This is a genomic window from Bradyrhizobium genosp. SA-3 (genome assembly GCF_004212635.1).
Lineage (GTDB): Bacteria > Pseudomonadota > Alphaproteobacteria > Rhizobiales > Xanthobacteraceae > Bradyrhizobium.
Window position 1 is genome coordinate 1 of sequence record NZ_PSRT01000162.1, and the last position, 17,471, is coordinate 17,471.

Here is a 17,471-nt window from a genome sequence, read left to right on the forward strand (position 1 = left end):
TCTCTCTCTCTCTCTCTCTCTCTCTCTCTCTCTCTCTCTCTCTCTCTCTCTCTCTCTCTCTGAATGCGGTGTCTCGCGTTCGCACCTAGCATCTATGCATTTAGAAAAAAGCCGTGCGTTTGAACGATTGGTAACAGCTCGTGATAGTTGTGGATGATGTGGTCCGGCTTCGCAGCTCGCAAGCGCGACTCGGAAACAAATCCACCGGTAATGGATATGCTTATCAGTCCAAGGCTTCGTGCAATATTCGTTTCTACTGGCATATCCCCGATGATGAAGGTTGACTCGGGATTTAAATCATTTTGCTCCATATATCGCCGAAGTCTCTCCCCTTTGCTCATCGTTTTATACTGCGTGGCACGGCTTTCAAAGGCCAGGACGCCGTTGAAGTAGCGATCAATTCCGAGCCTTTGCAATTGAGCAACAAGGGGCGCGACTATATGGTTGCTCACTATGATGGACGACGCCGCTTCTTGGCGCACCAATTCCAGCATTGCGCGCGCACCTATGCGTAACTCCGCTTTATCGGCTAGCGGCTCGTACGTATCATGAAAGATTGCGCCCCCATCGTGATCTACGGCTGCGACTTCCTCTTCTGACATTCCGACATTTCGGAAAAGAATGGAGAGTGGGACATCGGAATGATCCCGAAAGGTGTCCAGATCGATCGTCGGGCGTCCGAAGCGCTCCAAGATAGTGTTCGTCGTTTGCAGTAGCGCATTGGCATCGTCAAGCAACGTGCCATTCCAATCAAAAACAAAAACTGGCTTCATGCTTCGGGCCTCAGGCAGCGCTATAGTGGTCAGCCACCAGGTTATGCAAGTCTCTATTTGCGCGCGTTTGCCCTGCAGGAGTTGGCATTTCGAATGTAAAGGGTGACAAATCTATTCCCTCGTTCCCCCGCGGCAGCAACGATGTGAGACGCGGGAAGGGCAAGTAAGTCACAGTTGCCGCGTTGATCGAGGCCGCGATTCTTCCTTCGATGGCTTTGAGGACATGCGGCTCGATATCTTTAAATAATAGGCTTTTCTTCCGCTGTTGAGCGGACAGTCCCTTCCATGTCCGCCAGAAGGCCAGTTCATCGATGGTCTCAATATTCACGCCGTAGTAATTTGGGGCCACGATAGGCGGTGAGCCGATTCCCCAATGGACAGCTTTGACACCCGCAGCAAGAAGCATATTCGTTACGGTTCGACTGGTATCGCCACGAATGAGGGCCTCATCGGCAATGAGTATCGTGCGTTCTTCGACGTCAGTCGAAGCCAGGCGGTACTTGTGAGCAATACGACGCTTGCGCTCGCTATTTGGGCCGATGAGAGTTCGCTCAGAGATTTGTGTCTCGATGACTTCACGTCGCTCGGCGTTAACCCCGCGTGCTACAAGAGCTGAAAATAAGCCGTCAGCGTAGGGCCCTCCGGTATGAGGCATGGACGAGACGATGATTGGAGTGGCGTCCGGCTCTGCGGGAAGCCGACGCGCAATAAGATCACCCAGCGAGAAACCGATACTGTGACGAGTTTCCAGGTGAGATCGGCCCTGGATCGACGTATCCGGACTTCCGAGGTAAAGAGTTTCGTAGACGCAAAGCTTGGCGGCACGTTGAGAATCGCTGACACAACGATCGAGGCAATGCCCCCTTTTGCCATCCACATATTTGATGAAGCCGGGGACGATTTGGTCTGACTTGCCCCGAAGCCCGGCAAAGGCGCAATTTTCCGACGCAAAGAGCAAGAATCCATCGTCCGTCTGCATGAACTCCAAAGGACGCAGACCATATCTATTGCGGAACGCAACCAGATTTCCTTCGGTGTCCAGCAAAAGCGCACTAATAGCACCATCAATGCGCCCATCAATCTCACGAAAGACGTTCTCATAGTTGACTCGCAGGCCTTGGCGCCAATAATCCCTTTCACAAATGTGTTCAACTAGCTTGAGCAAGAGTTCGGCATCCGTCCGACCCGCGAAGGTGCGACCTTGGGAAACCAGTTCTGCCCTAATCTCTCGAGCATTTACTAACGCTCCGTCCAACGAAATTGTCAGTTGACGGGAGGTGGCCCTGCGATTGGGAGTTGGTTGATCGTCGCTCTCACCCTCTGTGCAAACTCGACCGCGAACATGACCGATTGCAACATGGGGAGTGAACTCCAGATCCTGCTCATCCTTGTCGATCGCACGCAGTTCGTGTGATGGCCGAGACGCGGTTTTATATCGAACGCCTTTGTTGTGCATGAAGGCGGCGATGCCGACTCCTGCCTGTCCGCGAAGTGAGAGCTTCGGAAGCATGTGCTTGAGCTGATCATAAACAGTCTGATGGGAACTGCTCCAAGGCAATAGAAAAGCGGCAGCGATACCTGACATGCTGGTAACCTTCTTGTAGCGTCCCCGTCCCGAGCCAGTCACAAGGCGGATGTAGTCCGCCGATCCGAGAAGAGATGGACCTGCTCTTAAGCAAGCTTCGTACCAGCGCCCAGCGCTCAGCAATTTGACCAGACCATCAAACCCACAGTGTCGAGATTTCCGCTCTCGCAATCTCTGTGGCCGGGCAAATGAGCTGGCGTTTTCGCGACAATCCGTCTGAAGCGCGACGAGCTCGTATGAGAAATAACAAAGCCGACACTCGTGCGGCAGCGCATGTGACGAATTGCTTCCAGATAACGCAAGCGCTCGGCTTGGCTATCGAATTTGACAGTAACACGCTCAAGCTCGCGCGCGAAAAATGGGCGGGTGACTGTGAAAATCTGGCGGACCCAACATTTCCCCCAGGATACACGCTGCGCTGTCTCACGCCAAAGTCGCCTCGCCATTGCTAACGAATCTTGCGCTCGCGTCGTACATCGCTCGCGTGAGCGCGCACGACTTCGAAACGGACCTTCAATATCGCTTCGCAGGCAACTAAGCTCAGCTTAAGGCTGCGCGAGATGACTTAATTGTGCGCTCGATGTCGTGCTCGCTTTATTTTTGCTTAGCTGTCATCTGCTGGTACGAGGAAAATCGAATCGATCGCAAAGAGCTGTTCGTACTGCGGCTCAGCCACGACATCCTATCGTATCTGGTCTCTAGGCAGACCGATCCGAAAGCGGTCTACCTCATCATCGAATCGCTCTTCATACGAACTTCAAGGGCCTAGCGTCGCCAGCGGCCGGGGTTGAGGTGTGATGCTTTAAGCAGCGCAGCACACCTCGCAAGATCTTCGCTACGCAATAGGCTTGCATAAAGCTTTGAATTGCTTGACGGCAGTCTGCCATTTCGCTCGACGAAACGCTCATCGGCGTTAAGTCCCATCCTGTAACGCAGGACAAAACCACTGGATCAACGTGAAGAACCGCAGCTGAGCCTCTCATGCGTCCGGACACTCCGGGCTGCATTTCATCCCGGCCCTCAACCTAGAGAGTTCTAGCGCGTTATCCGAATATCGCCTGCGTCTTCTGGCGTGGCCGCTCGCCATCAAAGTCATTGTGCGAGAGCAGCGCTCCCAAACCGAACAGAACCATGCCGCCAATCCAAATGAGGATGGCGGTGACATAAACCGAAGTGCCGATCCCAACCGAGCCAGCCCGGCCAAAGAGAGTGCCCGCATTGAAGAGGAGGCCGATCACGCCCCAGAGCAAGACAGCGCAGTTAGAAAGTCCCTTCCGGGACCCTGACGGCTTCGTAGCCGAAACGTCGGCTTCCATTGTTGTCCACGCGTAAAAAGCCCCATCGAATGGCCGCGCCTCGAGTCCCGCTTCTTCGCTCCTTATCGATGAGTGCCGTAACGGTTGCCAGTTCTCGAATTGACATAAGTCCCGCCACGGTGTGATGAGCCGGATCCGCCCAAATAGCTGCCGCCATGACTGGTAGTGTGATGTCCGCCGCCGTAGCTGACGCGCCCTCCATGTCCTCCGCGTGCGTTTGCTTGTCCGATCACGCCGAGCAGCAACAGACCGGCAACTATTGCAATCAACTTCATATTTCGCCCGCCCCTTTCGAATGTAGAAGCGTATCCAAGCGCAGCCGATGCGGGATAACAACCTCTGATACGCGCAAAATATGCAGCTTTACGCCGGGAATGGCTGGAGCGGAGCCGTTTTCCAGCGCGAGTAAGGCGCGCGTCCTCGTCCCCGAAACCTCGACCTCCAAATGGAGCCGGTGACCTCGTCTGAATGCCCAAGCCGATCGAGCAGGAATACCGCAGATGAAGGACCCTCTACGCTGATTATCATCATGGTCGCGATGCTAACGTAGGCCTGCTATTTGCTCGGGGCCAACATTGTCATCGCAGGAAATTTCCACCCAGTCGACTGCTGCAGCCGATCGGGATCTAATCTTCGTAGTGATCGAGCGTCATCGCGAGCTGTCGGCGCATTACGATGCGGCCTTGTCCGTGTCGGCGAAGCTCGATGGGGGGGCCGAGTTTGATGCCGCCGACAAAATCAGCAGTCAAAGGAACCATGTTCTCGCGGAGCATGCGAATGTGCTCATCCGTTCAACGCCAACCACGATCGCGGGCGTTATTGCTCTGACCCGTTACGTCGGCAGCCTACGAGAGTGGGAGCTTCCCGATGATGATGCGTGGTATCGGGTTTTCTTAGAAGGGCTGGCAGACGCGATCGATGGAATCGCCATGGCGCAGCGGCTTGGGCGAGACGGCGATTAACATGGCGATCGGTTTCATCTTCCGCGGCATACTTTTCTGGGGGACCATTGCTGCGCTTCTCTATTTCGTGTGGAAGTTGCCCTTCTGAGCCCGACGATTAGGGGCTCGCCCGAGCCAGTGTCGAGGCAATGGGGGAGCGGCGGCTTTTCAACCACGGTAATCGCCCGCTCCTCGAACATGGCTGCGATATCAGTTTCGGCCGCCCTGTCCGACGCTGATCCGTCTTGAAATCGTCGACCACGAACGCCTTGCCAGCGGCGCGGCAGGCGCGGCCTGATGGACTGGGCTAAATCAAGCGAACGGCGCCCAACTGAGGCGGCCTTGAGCGACGCGGGCCGGTGTGCCTAGGAGGCCGGGCCCATAGCCTCAGCAACGGCTGCACCGTCGCGGCTATCAGCCCCTTAAGTGCCCAAGAAAACATTCGTTTCTGGAAATGGGGACACTTCCGGACATTACAGAACAAACGACCGCAGGAGCCGCTTTGGACCAGCCCCTGCGGCCGTGCCACGACGTTCCGCACGATCGCCACGGCGCCTGCTGGTTAACACGTAGATCTGCCAGGGTGAACTGGCGTGCCCCCGTTACGGCCTCAGCTGGAACTGCTCGAGTCCATCCTCGATCACTCGGAGGTCCTCAAGTAGAGCATCTCGAGAGGCAGTCGGGTCAACGCCTGATGTGGATTGCAGCTGTTCGAGCAACTGGCGCCGAAGGTCTCGCATATTCTCTAAGGCTTGCCGGTTCTTCAGACGTACATAAGCCGAAACGATCGATTCAATGGTTGTTGCCAATGAGTAGCTCCAAACAAAAAACTCTAAAACAGGTTGCGTCGTAACACTTGCGCGAGATAAGGGCGAAGCACTTCTCTTCGTTGATAAATGGGAGAATGCGCAGAAGCAGCGCGACTTGCTTTTTGTAATCGTCAGCGAACGCCATCGAGATCTCCCGGCACCGTTATTTGATAGGTCGGATCGAGAACACCACCTTTGATGAGCATGCGTTTGCCATGTCCTAGATCGACAGCATTCTTGTTAAGCCGCTTGAGCCAGGCATGGTTGTGGCGGTCGGCGAAGTAGAAAAAGAGACGCTTGACCTTCACGCTCGCGCAATCTTTCAGGAGCTTTTGCAAGCGATCCGGACGAAGATTGGCAAGGCCACCAAGCAGGGCGTCGACCTGTTCAAAGCTCTCGTTGTTGGGCAATTCGTCAAGCAGCTCGAAAACGGCGCGCTCCGGCGTCGACAGGGTCAGAGGCCAGTCCCATTGCCCCCAATTCAGTTGAGTGACGTCGCCTCCCCGGAAGGCCGTGACGTCCAGCATCTTTCCGGTCTCGACATTCCAGCGGACGCTGCTTACGCCTTTCGCAACGGGATCATTTTTGAAAAGTCGCCGATCATTGTGGTAGATGAATTTGACCGTCAACGGCAGCTTGTCCACCCACGATGGCGGCGCTTTCGGTCCGTAGAGGTGAACGCGGCTCGTCGCTTGCGAAAGGTAATGGGCGTATCCCTGCAATTCGAGCGCCGTCCGTCCTCCCAAGACGAGCGGTGAATAATTCAGGATGCCTTGAAGGGATATCACCACCTGCTGCCAGCTCAGCTCATAGCGTGGCCGCCGAAAGACCCCTCGAGTTGGCTGTTCGAGCCAGCCTCGTTGCACATAGAGATGTTGGAGCTGAGTTGAGTAGCCGTGTCGCTTGAGCCAAGCGGAATCCACGACCAGCCCCTCCGGAAGGAGCTTATCGAGCTGGTTTAAGAGCTGTCCTCTTTGTCTATCCATAATTGATATAATAGCATAATCTTAAACCGCCGTCTAGTTCGAAGAATCTTCTGTAAATCAAGTATAGATTTATAAACTAAGTAATATTTAAACTGTCAGACGGCACTGGATTTGGTCTTGCGGGCTTACCTGACGAATTCAGGGATCTGTTTCATCGACAGATCTCCCCTCCGCGGAATCCGTCTTAGTTTCATGCTCATCAGCCTCGCCTGACGCTGCTACCTTCGCCTTTGCGGCGCTCAGCAGCGACGTGTTTTTCGACCGCATTCAAGGAGCGCTCCTGCGCGTCAGATTCAGGGGTTCCAGCAGCAGGCGCGAGTTCCTTAACCGCCTCCGTGAAGACCGGAACATCGATCAGCGGCTCGATCGCACTCCAATGGAAAGAGAGTACTTTGCTCGTCACGTATTGTCCGAATGTCATAGGTGAGATCGACATCTTCCGAAAAACGGCGGATCGCACCGTAAGCCTTTGATAGCGAAGTTCCGCCTTTGAAGACGAGATGTTCGCCTAAAGGCGAGGAAAAGAGCGCGTTCAGGCACCAGACGACCCAGACATCCTTTTCGAGAAGATGTGCCGGACGACCTGAGTTGGACGCAGCAACGCCGAGCGCCTCTTGGCGCTCGGCGTCAGACAGCTTTAAAAATCTATCCGTCACGGAGTTCGCTTACCAGCTTGGCAAGCCAAGTCGGAAAGGAAGAAGCAGCAGACTTCAGCTCCTTCACTTCGGTCGGGGTCAATTTCTGACTGACGGACCTCAATGCTCGTTCTGCCGTCTCTGGGCCCACCCAGGCAAGCGCACGCACTACCTCACCTGCACGTCGGTTCGCCAGGGCAAGCTGCCAACGCGGTGCATGCTTGAGCTCCACGACTTGCTTACCAAGGCGGAGCCTGCGGGAAGGACCAGAGGTTAGATAAACCTGGCGAACAGGTACTTGCGTCGTCAAACCAAGATGATTGGCGCCGCCGCGCCGCTCGAAACAATGGTTTCGCCGCTGCGAACCTTGGTTTCCTCGACGACTTTCTCGACTGATGGAGCTCTAACTACGAAACGGCTTTCAACTGGACGCAAATATATCCCTCGTCTCGCGCGCAGAAGTCTTCCTCGCTCGGCAAGACGCGAAAGAGCCTGATCGACGGCAGCACGCTTTCCAAGATGCAAAAGCGCCTTGGCAGCGATCGGTGCGCCTTCGGGCAATTCTTTGGTTGCTTCCAGAATCCGCGTGCTCAGGTGGGTCACGGCTCACGCTCCAGTGTCAGAAACATAGGAGAACTTCTGACACACTACAAGTGCCTCGAACTCAAGCAATACCGGCTCCCGGTCACAGCTGAATCCTGAGCGTGGTCCATATGGCGATCGGGTGGCCTTCTGCAGCGCGATTCAAGGGCATTGTCTTAACAAGCGACAACGCGAAGATTGTTTGTCGCGCCTCTAAGTCCAAACGGCACTCCAGAGACGATCACAGCCAAGTCGCCCAATCGAATATAGCCCTCGTGGTGCGCGGCCGCCGAGGCGATGCGCGTCATCTCCTCATAGCCAGAAGGATCGCTGGACACTGCACTGTGCACCCCCCACAACAAGCTCATGCGCCGAGCCACTCTCTCATCCGGAGTAAGGGCAAGGATCGGCACCGGCGGCCGGCTTCGCGAGATCCGAGCGGCTGTCGTCCCGCCTGCCGTGAAGCCGATGATGACCTTGGCGCCAATTGTAGCCGCAAGATCTGCCCCTGCGGCCGCGACAGCATGCGAAGGGGTACTCTCCACGTCAGCTCGAGAAGCCTCAATCAGCGACCGATAGAGATGATGCCGCTCCGTGCTTTTGATGATGCGATCCATCATGGCAACCGCTTCGACCGGGTAGGCCCCGCTTGCCGATTCAGCAGATAGCATCACTGCATCGGCTCCATCATAGATCGCGGTCGCAACATCTGAGGTTTCCGCCCGCGTCGGCGTCGGCCCAGCCACCATGGAATCCAACATTTGCGTTGCGATGATGACGGATTTTCCGGCACGCCGACAGGCGCGCACGAGCTCCTTTTGCCGGCCAGGGACCTCCTCGGCCGGGATTTCGACGCCAAGATCACCGCGCGCCACCATAACGCCGTCCGACAAGCCAATGATGTCGTCGATGCGATCGAGCGCCATCGGCGTCTCGATCTTGGCGATCAGACCTGCGGCCTCGCCAATGATGGCGCGCGCCTCGATCAGGTCGGACGGTTTCTGAACAAAGGACAAGGCCACCCAGTCGACCCCAAGATCAATGCCGAACGCGAGGTCGGCGCGATCTTTCTTGGTGAGTGGAGATAAGTCGAGCATGGCCCCCGGCACGTTGACCCCCTTGTGGTCCGAAATCAGGCCTCCGACCGCCACTTGCGCAACGATTTCTCCGTCTCCTGGCTCGGTGACCCTCAAGCGCACCCGGCCATCGTCAATGAGAAGTTCTTGTCCGGGATGGACGGCCGCAAAAATCTCCGGATGAGGCAAGGGTATCGATTGCTTTGCTCCTTTGGCTCCGTCGATCACAAAGCGGACCGTTTCACCAGCACGCAAAGCCAGCCTGCCTTCTTCAAGGGAGCCGATGCGGAGCTTTGGACCTTGGAGATCCTGCAGGATGCCTATCGGCCGGCCGAATTCCCGCTCGAGTTCACGGATACACACATAACTCTTGGCGTGGTCTTCGTGGGTTCCGTGACTGAAGTTTAGCCGAAAGATGTCTACCCCGGAAAGGTAGAGAGCACGTATCTTCTCAGGCTCGGCACTTGCCGGACCGACGGTTGCCACGATCTTGGCGTGACGCGAGCGACGCAACGTATCCCCCTGAAAGAATATGATCGATCTAGCCATAAAGTCCAAAGCCGACCCTTACGGACTGCGGTCGACGGCAGTTGAGCAAGCCAATGTCCTCTTCGTCAGTCGCTTAACACTATGCGATGGACGCTATTGGCAAAGTGAATCCTGCTTTGAACCGATCCATGACAACCATTGTTTCAATGCGTTTTATGTCTGCACTTTCCTCTGTAAGACGTCGGGCAAACCGCTCGTAATCTTCCATATCGTTTACGGTAACTAGCAAGACGACGTCGGCCAGACCTGTAACGTAGAATGCGCTCATCACTTCAGGCATCTTGCGAATTTGCCGCTTTAGGCGATCAACGGTGTCGGCACGCGCGCGCTCTAAGGACATGAGAACCACTGCCGTCACATTCCGTCCAATTGCTTTTGGAGAAATGATGGAAACGTCGGCCTCTATGACCCCCTTGGATCGAAGGCGCTTCAGGCGACGTTGAACTCCGGATGCGGATAAGCCGACCTTCCCGCCAAGTTGTTCACTACAGAGGCGATTGTTTCGTTGGACGAGATCAAGAAGACGAAAATCGATCTTGTCGAGTTGCATCACTGCCTCGCGGCCGGCCGATTGCGATCGCGTCGGGGAAGCAGACGCCTGCGCGGCTTGTCCTGACATTTTCGATTCGTCACTAGACAGCCTAGCTGTTGAACGATCGATTTCTCCCGATGTCATGTGCCTTGGAACACCTATGGGAGCCCAGCTCTTTGCGATACATCGAAGACAGTTGGTGCGGCGATCTCCCCCTCCGCCGGGGCTCACCACACTCGAACCCGGCCGCCATCTCGAGAATGTCGCGGGTCGGGACCCACGTCCGCTGAGAGCTGCTGAAGGCTGTCCGACTCCAGTTCTATCGATGCGCGCCCCGGACCCGAGCACATATTCCCCCGCCACACACGAGTGTGGTAGACGATCAAGCTCCGGAAGCGAGGGCTTTTTGCTCCTGATCAGCGGAAAGCACTATTGCGTTGACGGTTCGATATGCGAATACGATAGCGGGACCGATTGTTATGCCTGCCCCGGGATAAATTCCGCGCATCGGCGACGTCATGTCGTTGCCGCAAGCGTAAAGACCCTGGATTGCGTTGCCTTGTGCATCCAGGACGTTTCCGTAACTGTCGGTCGCCAATCCGGTCGCCGTGCCAAGCGTTGCCGGAACGATCGGCAACGCGACAAATGGTCCATCCTTGATTGGTCCAAGATTTGGATTTTTTCCCACGGTCGGATCGCCGAGCGTGCGATTGAAAGCCGATTCCCCACGCTTAAACAGAGGATCGCGTCCTTGGGCAGCGTGCGCGTTGTGTTCCTCGATGGTCTTTTGAAGCACGGCGGAATCTAGCTCCAGCTGCTTTGCGAGCTCCGAAATCGTTTCACCTGCCTTGATGTAGCCAAGGCGGACATATTTACCGATGCTCAACGTCCAGGGCCATGGCAGCAGGTGTCCCATGCCCCTCAACCGCACGAACTGGTGATCGCAGATGAAGTAGAATCGCTTATTCTCTGGATATCCGTTTTCAAACATTGCCAGGCAAATATCGTGGTACGAATTCGATTCGTTGACGAAGCGTCTGGCATTCGGACCGACAGCAATGACCCCCGGACGGCCGCGGTCGAGCCAGCCGTATGGCACAACGTGCGAGCCGCTGCCGCGTTTCAGGATTGAAACCGGGGTCCAGAAGCCGGCGGATGCGACATCTTTGTCGATGGCTGCCCCGAGCGTGGTTGCAAGCCCAATGCCGTCACCGTTAACATCGGCGTGGGCCAACGTAACGTCATGCTGGTGTGCACCACTGAGGTCCGCCCTCAACTGCGCGTTCCGGGCAAAACCGCCAGTTGCGAGAACAACACCACGCGAGGCGCGCACGCGGATGTCAAGGTTGATCCGCTTGACAACGGCACCCGTGACACGCCCGCCTTCCTTGATGAGTTCGCGCGCTGGAGAAGATGGCCAAATTTCAACGCCGTACTCGCGCAGGCTCACCAGCAGCCGGGCGATCAAGGCATTCCCGCCGCTGAGCTCAGTACCACGCCTGAAGCTGAGCCGATCCCGCGCATAGCGGCTCAGGCGAGTTAAGACGTGCTTGAGCGACGCAACAGATTGGAGCGGGTTGAGAAAGCTTCTCACCTCACTCGATGAGATCATCATGCCCCCGAGCACAACCCGAATGGGGTCACCAATCAAATCGAAGTCGTTGCCTAGAAGCCGCCCATCATAGGGAGCGGGGCTCAGTGCCCGTCCCGTATCAGCGCCGCCAAGTTGGCTCGAGTGATAATCGGGCGTAGAGGCCAAGGTAAACTTGACACTCGTGCCATTCTCGAGCGCGGTTAGCGCCGCCGGGCCGTCTTCAAGATAAGCATCAATGAATTGCGCACGATAATGAACGCCGAGTTCATGCTGCAGGTATGTCCTCGCATTGGCGATGGTGTCATCGATGTTAGCCGCGCGCGCCTGAGCAGAACAAGGAACCCAGATCATGCCATTCGACAGGGCCGTCGTTCCGCCAAGTCGCGGAGATTTCTCGCATACAATGACGCGCAGTCCGGCCTTTGCCGCATACAGCGCCGCCGACAGTCCAGCCGCGCCGCTGCCGATCACGAGGACATCTGTCTCCCAGTCCTGATCAGGCCTCGTGCATCCTTTTGAGGCGAAAGCGATCGTGTCCGGTTTAGCGCGGTCATTTGGTGTGTTCATGCGGCCTCGCTGCACGTTGCAGTGAACATCAATGAGTTTGCGGAAGCGGGACAGCTTTGAATTCCGCCGCCGCTGTTTTCACTGCCCGCTCAATTGGAATTCTTTCAATTGAGGATGCGCCAACAAAGCCGACACACGCGGTCGTTCGATAGACCTCGATCGTATCTTCAGGCTCGGCAATTGCCCCACCATGGCAAAACGAGAGGACGTCCGACCGGACGGTTCGCGCCGCCGCGTTGATTTCATTGATGCGCCGGATCGCCTCCTTTATGGATTGCCCGTCCTCATGACCGACCAGGCCGCCGCGCGTTGCGCCGACATGTGGGACGATGCAGTCGGCCCCTGCACTTGCCATCGCTTTGGCGTCTTGAGGGCTTGCGACATAGGCGAGCGAAAAGATGTTCTTCTTGCGCGCGAGAGCGATCAGCTCGACCTCACGTTCAAAGCCGAGGCCGACGCGGCCGCGGCGGTCACGCCAGTTGTCACCCATAGTGGAGATCGTCGGATAGTTGATGACGCCGGAGAACCCAGCAGCCCAGAACTTGTCCAAAAGAGCATCGAGATCGAGCCGGAGAGGATCCCAAGCCTCGATACCGCCAACCACCGGCACGGAAGACACCACGTTACGAATTTCCGCCGCAAGCTCCAGCGTACGTGCGTTGGAATCGCCAATCCGGCTCGTGGGAAGCCCCATCAGACGCGACAGGCCGGTCGAGTAGACCACCAGCATGTCGGCACCTCCAAGAACGGCACATTTCGCGACCAGGCCGCAGCTACTTCCTGCCGCGAGAATTGCTTTTCGCTCCGCCACCTGTCCTTCGATCCTGGAAAGAATTTCGGCTCGGTCAAACATCCGCATGGGATGAACCTTCTTGCGTGAGTTGTTCCAGGATCCATGCCGCGGCAGCCTCGGCGAACTCGCCATCGTTAATGTGACAGTTCAGGTCGCGGACCATGACGTGCGCGGAGAGATGTTCCTTGACCGCATCCAGCCAAGCCTTGTCGGCGTCCGGATCGTAGAAGATGCCGCCTTGGCGGTCGTAATCGGATACGCCTTTCGCCGGCCAAAGGACCATTGCGGGTCCTTTTGCTCGCGATAGCCGTTCTGCCGTGAGCCGGCCAATGCTCGCGTTCTCAGACGCAGTTGTGCGCATGAGCGTCGTGTAAGGCGTATGGGCGTAGAACTGGCGACCGCGAAACTGATCAGGAACGCTCGATGGCAGGCCAAAATTGACCATATCGACCGCACCGGGCGCGATCACTTGCGGAATCTTTTGCCGCGACGCTGCCTTGAGCCGATCCGGACCGGCGCTTGCGGTGCCTCCAACGATTTCGTCTGCGAGCTCCGTTGTGGTCAAATCAATGACGGCGTCGAATTCACCAGCCGCGATCAGCTGCTCCATTTTACGGCCGCCCGCCCCGTTAGCCGGAAAGACGATTGCGTCTACGCCGGCGTCGGCAAGCCGCGCTGCGCACTGATTCGCCGCCGGCGTGGTCACGCCGAAGGCAGTGATCGCAACGATCTTCTTGTCTCGTCCAAGCTTGGCTGGAGCATAGCGCGTGGCCGCAATGGCCCGCCCCGCGTTCTCGAGCACTCTTGTGGTAAAGACATTGATGCCGAAGAGATCGACCAGCGTTGGATAGAGGATGATGTCGCTGTGAGTGGCCAGTTCGGCGAGTAGCGCAGGCCTTGCGCTGCTCACCAGAAGTTTCGGAAAGCCATAAGGCAGCTCAGACACAACCTCGCCGAAAACCGCGCTCCCCCTGCCACCCGCAACCCCGACAATCGCGCTGATCGTTCCTGATCCCAGGAGATCACCAACCTTACTGCGCGTCCTTTCAGCAATCTGCTTTAAGAGTTCGGTGGGGGCCTTCGCATCGGCTTGTTTGTTGCCGTTATCCCTCTTAGTGCCGACGTCGATCAGGATGGTCTTGCGGCCGCACGCCTCGATAATGTCGGCAAGGTAAGACGCCTCGCGGCCCTTGGTATCCAGCGTGGCCACGATCGCGACCACGTCCGTAGTCGCGGCTCCAGTCGCCAGTTCGGACAGGTTACCATCCCGGGCCGACCTCTGGTCGTCCGTACAATGGTGAGACACGATCTTCCTCCCAGAACCATTCCTAACAACAGGTGGTCTAGACCCGGCTTCACCCGGGTATAAGATCGGTGAGGCGTCCAAATGGGTAACATTGGGTAGAAACGGTGAGAGCGAGAGTTCCCGGCAAACTTGCCACACACATCTCGGACATAGCTAAAGGCGCACAATTGCAAGTCTACGCGCCCTCTTTGCGCAGCCTTCCAGAAGGCTCCCTGCTGGTCATGGCGACCCTGCCAATCCTCGACTGGAACGACTGTCTTTTGCGAGACTTGCTAACCCTCGACAAGGCAACGTCCGCTCCTCATGTCTATGCGGCGATACTCATGATCGACCCCTTCGCTTGCTGGGAGGATATTGCCGAATCGTTGAAGGATGCCGGCATCACCGGCGTCGCCAATTTCCCGCCTGCAGCTATGATCGAGCGGTCGGCGGCGGGCGTACCTGTTGATGCCGGACAGGAGCTCGAACTTCGGCGGATGGAATGGTTCACAAGCCATGGTTTCAAGGCGTTGTTTGCCATCGCGAGCGATTCTGAAATTACCGCAGCGGAGAAGCGACTTGGCTCCCATCTGGACGGACTCATCCATCTACCGGCAGAGGCTCTTACACGGACGATGAGCGAGGAGATGGAGCTTGTAAGCCTTGGCCAGCACGGATCGTCATTACCAATGTTCGCGCTTCTGGATGGGACGACTTCGAAGCGGCCAACTTGAACAAAGTGACTAGCGGGATCGCGTGAGCCGCTCACCTTACCCTATTGAATTAAGATTTTTTCAAGCCCTCCGTTGGCTTGTTACACAGCCTTGTGTTTGGGGCTCACGGGCGATCCGCCTCCCAAAATAGGTCTTAGAGCGGCCGTAATGCCAACCGTTGACCCATGTGCCGAGTGACCGGATCAAGTGCTAGGTCTTTGATCCCTGCGCAAGCGCCCGCAGACGAAGCTTACTCATCCGAATGGTACGCATCCGACGGGCGCCGTCTTGCGTGACGCGAGTTAATTCGCGAAGCGTGTGACCTTAAGTCTAGCTTTAAGGTCATCAGGCGATGCGGGTCGAGGTTTTGGGCGGGCTGGAGCGGCGGCGGCGCTGGTCGCAGGACGACAAGGCGCGGATTGTCGAGCAGACGTTGGTGCCGGGCGCGAAGGTGACTGAGGTTGCGCGCCGCAACGGAGTCGCGACCAGCCTAGTGTTTACCTGGCGTCGACAAGCACGGACATCAGAGCAGGTTGTACCATCTTTTGCGCCGGTGCAGATCGTCGCTACGGAGGTGGAGGAAACTCCGAAGCTTTTGCCTGCGGGTGACGGCCGGGTGCGCTCCGTAGCGTCCGCGCGTACTGGATTGATCGAGATTGATCTTGGCAACCGGCGACGCATCCGGGTGGATGCGCACGTCGACCCGGAGGCGCTGGCGCGGGTTCTCGAGGTGCTTGAGCGCCGATGATCGCCATACCGGGTAATGTGCGGGTGTGGCTTGCGACCGGCCATACCGATATGCGCCGAGGCTTCCCGAGCCTTGCGCGTCTGGTTCAGGAGAGCTTGAAGCGTGATCCGCACGCTGGTGATCTTTACGTTTTTAGGGGCCGCCGCGGCGACCTGATCAAGATCATTTGGCATGATGGCCAGGGCGCATGTCTGTTCACGAAGCGGTTGGAGCGCGGCCGCTTTTTGTGGCCATCGCTGGCGGACGGCGTTGTGACGATCAGCGTTGCGCAACTATCCTATCTCCTGTCCGGAATTGACTGACGAATGCCGCAGGCAACCTGGCGTCCGCAGGCTTCCGGTTAAGCTGTGGCTTATTGACTCACGAGGGAGATCGGTCGCGAATTTTAGCGGCGAATATGATTGATTTGCCCTCGTGACAACGCCTTCCGATCCGCTTCCCGCCGACCTTGCCGCTGCGCACGCAATAATCCTTGCGCAGCGCGAACAACTGGCGCTGGCGAAGAGCGAAGTGACCGTCGGTCGACTGGAAATCGAGCGGCTGAAGCTGATGCTGGCCAAGGCACGGCGCGAACAGTTCGGGCAATCCTCCGAACGCGGCAAGCTGCTGGTCGAACAGCTCGAGCTTGCCATCGAGGATCTCGAAGAGACGCAGGCCGAACAGGAAACCAAGGCCGAACTCGCCGCGCCAGGGGCCGCCAAGGAGAAGCGCGCGCAAAATCCACGGCCGCCGCGACGTCCGTTGCCGGACAATCTGCCGGTCGAGCGCGTCGTCGAACCCGCGCCTTGCGCATGTGGTAAGTGCGGCAGCGAGCGGCTGCACAAGCTCGGCGAGGTGGTCTCGAAGACCCTGGAATGCGAGCCGCGGCGCTGGAAGATTATCGAGCATGTCCGCGAAAAGTTCTCCTGCCGGGATTGCGAGGCGATCACACAAGCGCCGGCACCCTCCCATCCGATCCCACGAGGCTTTGCCGGGCCGAACCTGCTGGCGATGGTGCTGGTCAACAAGTTCCTGCTGCATCAGCCATTGAACCGGCAGAGCAAGACGTATGCCCGCGAAGGGGTCGAGATCGATGTCTCGACCCTGGCGGATCGGATTGGCGCCTGCGTGGTGGCGCTCGATCCCATTATTGAGGCGATCCGGATCCATATCATGAGCGCGGAACGCATCCACGCCGACGATACGACGGTGCCGGTGCTGGCCAAGCTTAAGACGGTTACCGGCCGGATCTGGACCTATGTTCGCGATGACCGGCCGTTTGGCGGCACGGATCCGCCGGCGGCCCTGTTCTACTACTCACGCAACCGGGCTGGAGAACATCCGCAAAGCCATCTTGCCGGCTATGTGGGCCTCATGCAGGCCGATGCCTTCGATGGATATAACCAGCTCTACAAGGCCCAAAGGAAGCCAGCTCCGATCCTTGAAGCGGCCTGTTGGATCCACGGCCGCAGAAAGTTCTTCGACCTGGCGCGCTCGATCTCGAACAGGATATCGATGCGTCGCACGGCCTCGCTGGCAATCGGCGCCTCTCCAGATTTCGCGCACCATCAACGGCAAAACGCCGGAACAGCGGCTTGCGGCACGTCGTGATAAGTCGAGGCCGATCGTGGCCGATCTCGAAATCTGGATGCGCCAGCAGCGAACCTTGCTCTCATCAGGCAACGATACTGGGAGGATGGGCTGGCCTTGGCAGTGGCCTGAGCGCGGGCGGCGCCGAGAGCGGAAAGTGCGGCCAGCTTCAGCAGAGTTCGTCGTTGCATGGTCTCTTGTGTTCTAGGATCGCCGACATCGTCAGACGACGCTCGTGCATATTTCGGAAACTGCATGGTATCGTAATTCAAGAATTAGAATACTGTCAAGTACTGGAATTGTCGTGACCGAAAACAGACAGGGCCGGCGCGGCCGGCCCGCCAACGAGGCGCTTGGCCAAACGATCGTCGACGCCGCGAGCGAACTCTTTGTGAAATTGGGTTTTCAAGCGACGACA

14 protein-coding genes and 4 pseudogenes are annotated in these 17,471 nt (G+C 57.4%); 6 read left to right on the plus strand and 12 right to left on the minus strand.

All coding sequences use genetic code 11. The annotated features are described in order from the left end of the window. Positions 1–92: 92 nt before the first annotated feature. From CWO91_RS36225 to CWO91_RS36235, 3 genes are all read right to left on the minus strand, one after another. Positions 93–773 carry an HAD family hydrolase gene (locus tag CWO91_RS36225; RefSeq protein ID WP_130220243.1) on the minus strand — a complete coding sequence of 227 codons (681 nt, stop codon included), beginning with the start codon at positions 771–773 and terminating at the stop codon, positions 93–95. A 10-nt stretch (positions 774–783) separates the two neighbouring features. Beyond that, positions 784–2,358: a hypothetical protein gene (locus CWO91_RS36230; protein ID WP_245471482.1), complete on the minus strand. Its 1,575-nt coding sequence runs from the start codon at positions 2,356–2,358 to the stop codon at positions 784–786. Positions 2,359–3,401: 1,043 nt separating this feature from the next. Beyond that, positions 3,402–3,596, minus strand: a complete 195-nt coding sequence (locus tag CWO91_RS36235; protein ID WP_130220244.1) for a hypothetical protein — start codon at positions 3,594–3,596, stop codon at positions 3,402–3,404. Between the two features lie 653 nt (positions 3,597–4,249). Here CWO91_RS36235 and CWO91_RS36245 point away from each other — a divergent pair. Continuing rightward, positions 4,250–4,636: a hypothetical protein gene (locus CWO91_RS36245; protein WP_130220245.1), complete on the plus strand. Its 387-nt coding sequence runs from the start codon at positions 4,250–4,252 to the stop codon at positions 4,634–4,636. 919 nt (positions 4,637–5,555) lie between these two features. Here the strand turns inward: CWO91_RS36245 and CWO91_RS36255 are convergent. The 9 genes and pseudogenes from CWO91_RS36255 to CWO91_RS36290 form a co-directional block, all read right to left on the minus strand. Then, positions 5,556–6,410 (minus strand): type IV toxin-antitoxin system AbiEi family antitoxin domain-containing protein, encoded by an 855-nt coding sequence (locus CWO91_RS36255; RefSeq protein ID WP_130220247.1) that lies wholly within the window; start codon positions 6,408–6,410, stop codon positions 5,556–5,558. 199 nt (positions 6,411–6,609) lie between these two features. Beyond that, complete coding sequence (locus tag CWO91_RS43435) at positions 6,610–6,813, minus strand: hypothetical protein (protein WP_165405957.1); 204 nt, start codon at positions 6,811–6,813, stop codon at positions 6,610–6,612. A 1-nt stretch (position 6,814) separates the two neighbouring features. Beyond that, a pseudogene (locus tag CWO91_RS36260) lies at positions 6,815–7,066 on the minus strand (nucleotidyl transferase AbiEii/AbiGii toxin family protein); the annotation flags it as partial. Next, positions 7,056–7,648, minus strand: a pseudogene (locus CWO91_RS36265) (DUF6088 family protein). The pseudogenes CWO91_RS36260 and CWO91_RS36265, both read right to left, overlap by 11 nt. A gap of 155 nt (positions 7,649–7,803) precedes the next feature. Then, positions 7,804–9,216: a pyruvate kinase gene (gene pyk, locus CWO91_RS36270; protein WP_130220255.1), complete on the minus strand. Its 1,413-nt coding sequence runs from the start codon at positions 9,214–9,216 to the stop codon at positions 7,804–7,806. A gap of 115 nt (positions 9,217–9,331) precedes the next feature. Then, positions 9,332–9,802, minus strand: a complete 471-nt coding sequence (locus CWO91_RS36275; RefSeq protein ID WP_130220249.1) for an Lrp/AsnC family transcriptional regulator — start codon at positions 9,800–9,802, stop codon at positions 9,332–9,334. Positions 9,803–10,166: 364 nt separating this feature from the next. Continuing rightward, a complete protein-coding gene (locus CWO91_RS36280) occupies positions 10,167–11,945 on the minus strand; it encodes an FAD-dependent oxidoreductase (RefSeq protein ID WP_165405958.1) in 1,779 nt (592 codons plus the stop codon). 28 nt (positions 11,946–11,973) lie between these two features. Continuing rightward, entirely contained in the window at positions 11,974–12,804 is an 831-nt protein-coding gene (locus tag CWO91_RS36285; RefSeq protein WP_245471483.1) for a phosphoenolpyruvate hydrolase family protein, read from the minus strand. Further along, positions 12,791–13,960 (minus strand): Tm-1-like ATP-binding domain-containing protein, encoded by a 1,170-nt coding sequence (locus CWO91_RS36290; protein ID WP_245471484.1) that lies wholly within the window; start codon positions 13,958–13,960, stop codon positions 12,791–12,793. Before CWO91_RS36290 ends, CWO91_RS36285 begins: the two co-directional genes overlap by 14 nt. A 305-nt stretch (positions 13,961–14,265) precedes the next feature. Here CWO91_RS36290 and CWO91_RS36295 point away from each other — a divergent pair, with 305 nt between their 5' ends. The 5 genes and pseudogenes from CWO91_RS36295 to CWO91_RS44730 form a co-directional block, all read left to right on the plus strand. After that, a complete protein-coding gene (locus tag CWO91_RS36295; protein WP_245471485.1) occupies positions 14,266–14,757 on the plus strand; it encodes a hypothetical protein in 492 nt (163 codons plus the stop codon). A 331-nt stretch (positions 14,758–15,088) separates the two neighbouring features. Beyond that, positions 15,089–15,484, plus strand: coding sequence for an IS66-like element accessory protein TnpA (tnpA, locus tag CWO91_RS36300; RefSeq protein WP_130220252.1), 396 nt, complete (start codon positions 15,089–15,091; stop codon positions 15,482–15,484). Beyond that, positions 15,481–15,786 carry an IS66 family insertion sequence element accessory protein TnpB gene (tnpB, locus tag CWO91_RS36305; protein WP_130220253.1) on the plus strand — a complete coding sequence of 102 codons (306 nt, stop codon included), beginning with the start codon at positions 15,481–15,483 and terminating at the stop codon, positions 15,784–15,786. Before tnpA ends, tnpB begins: the two co-directional genes overlap by 4 nt. A 112-nt stretch (positions 15,787–15,898) precedes the next feature. Continuing rightward, a pseudogene (gene tnpC / locus CWO91_RS36310) lies at positions 15,899–17,153 on the plus strand (IS66 family transposase); the annotation flags it as partial. 183 nt (positions 17,154–17,336) lie between these two features. Next, positions 17,337–17,471, plus strand: a pseudogene (locus tag CWO91_RS44730) (TetR/AcrR family transcriptional regulator); the annotation flags it as partial.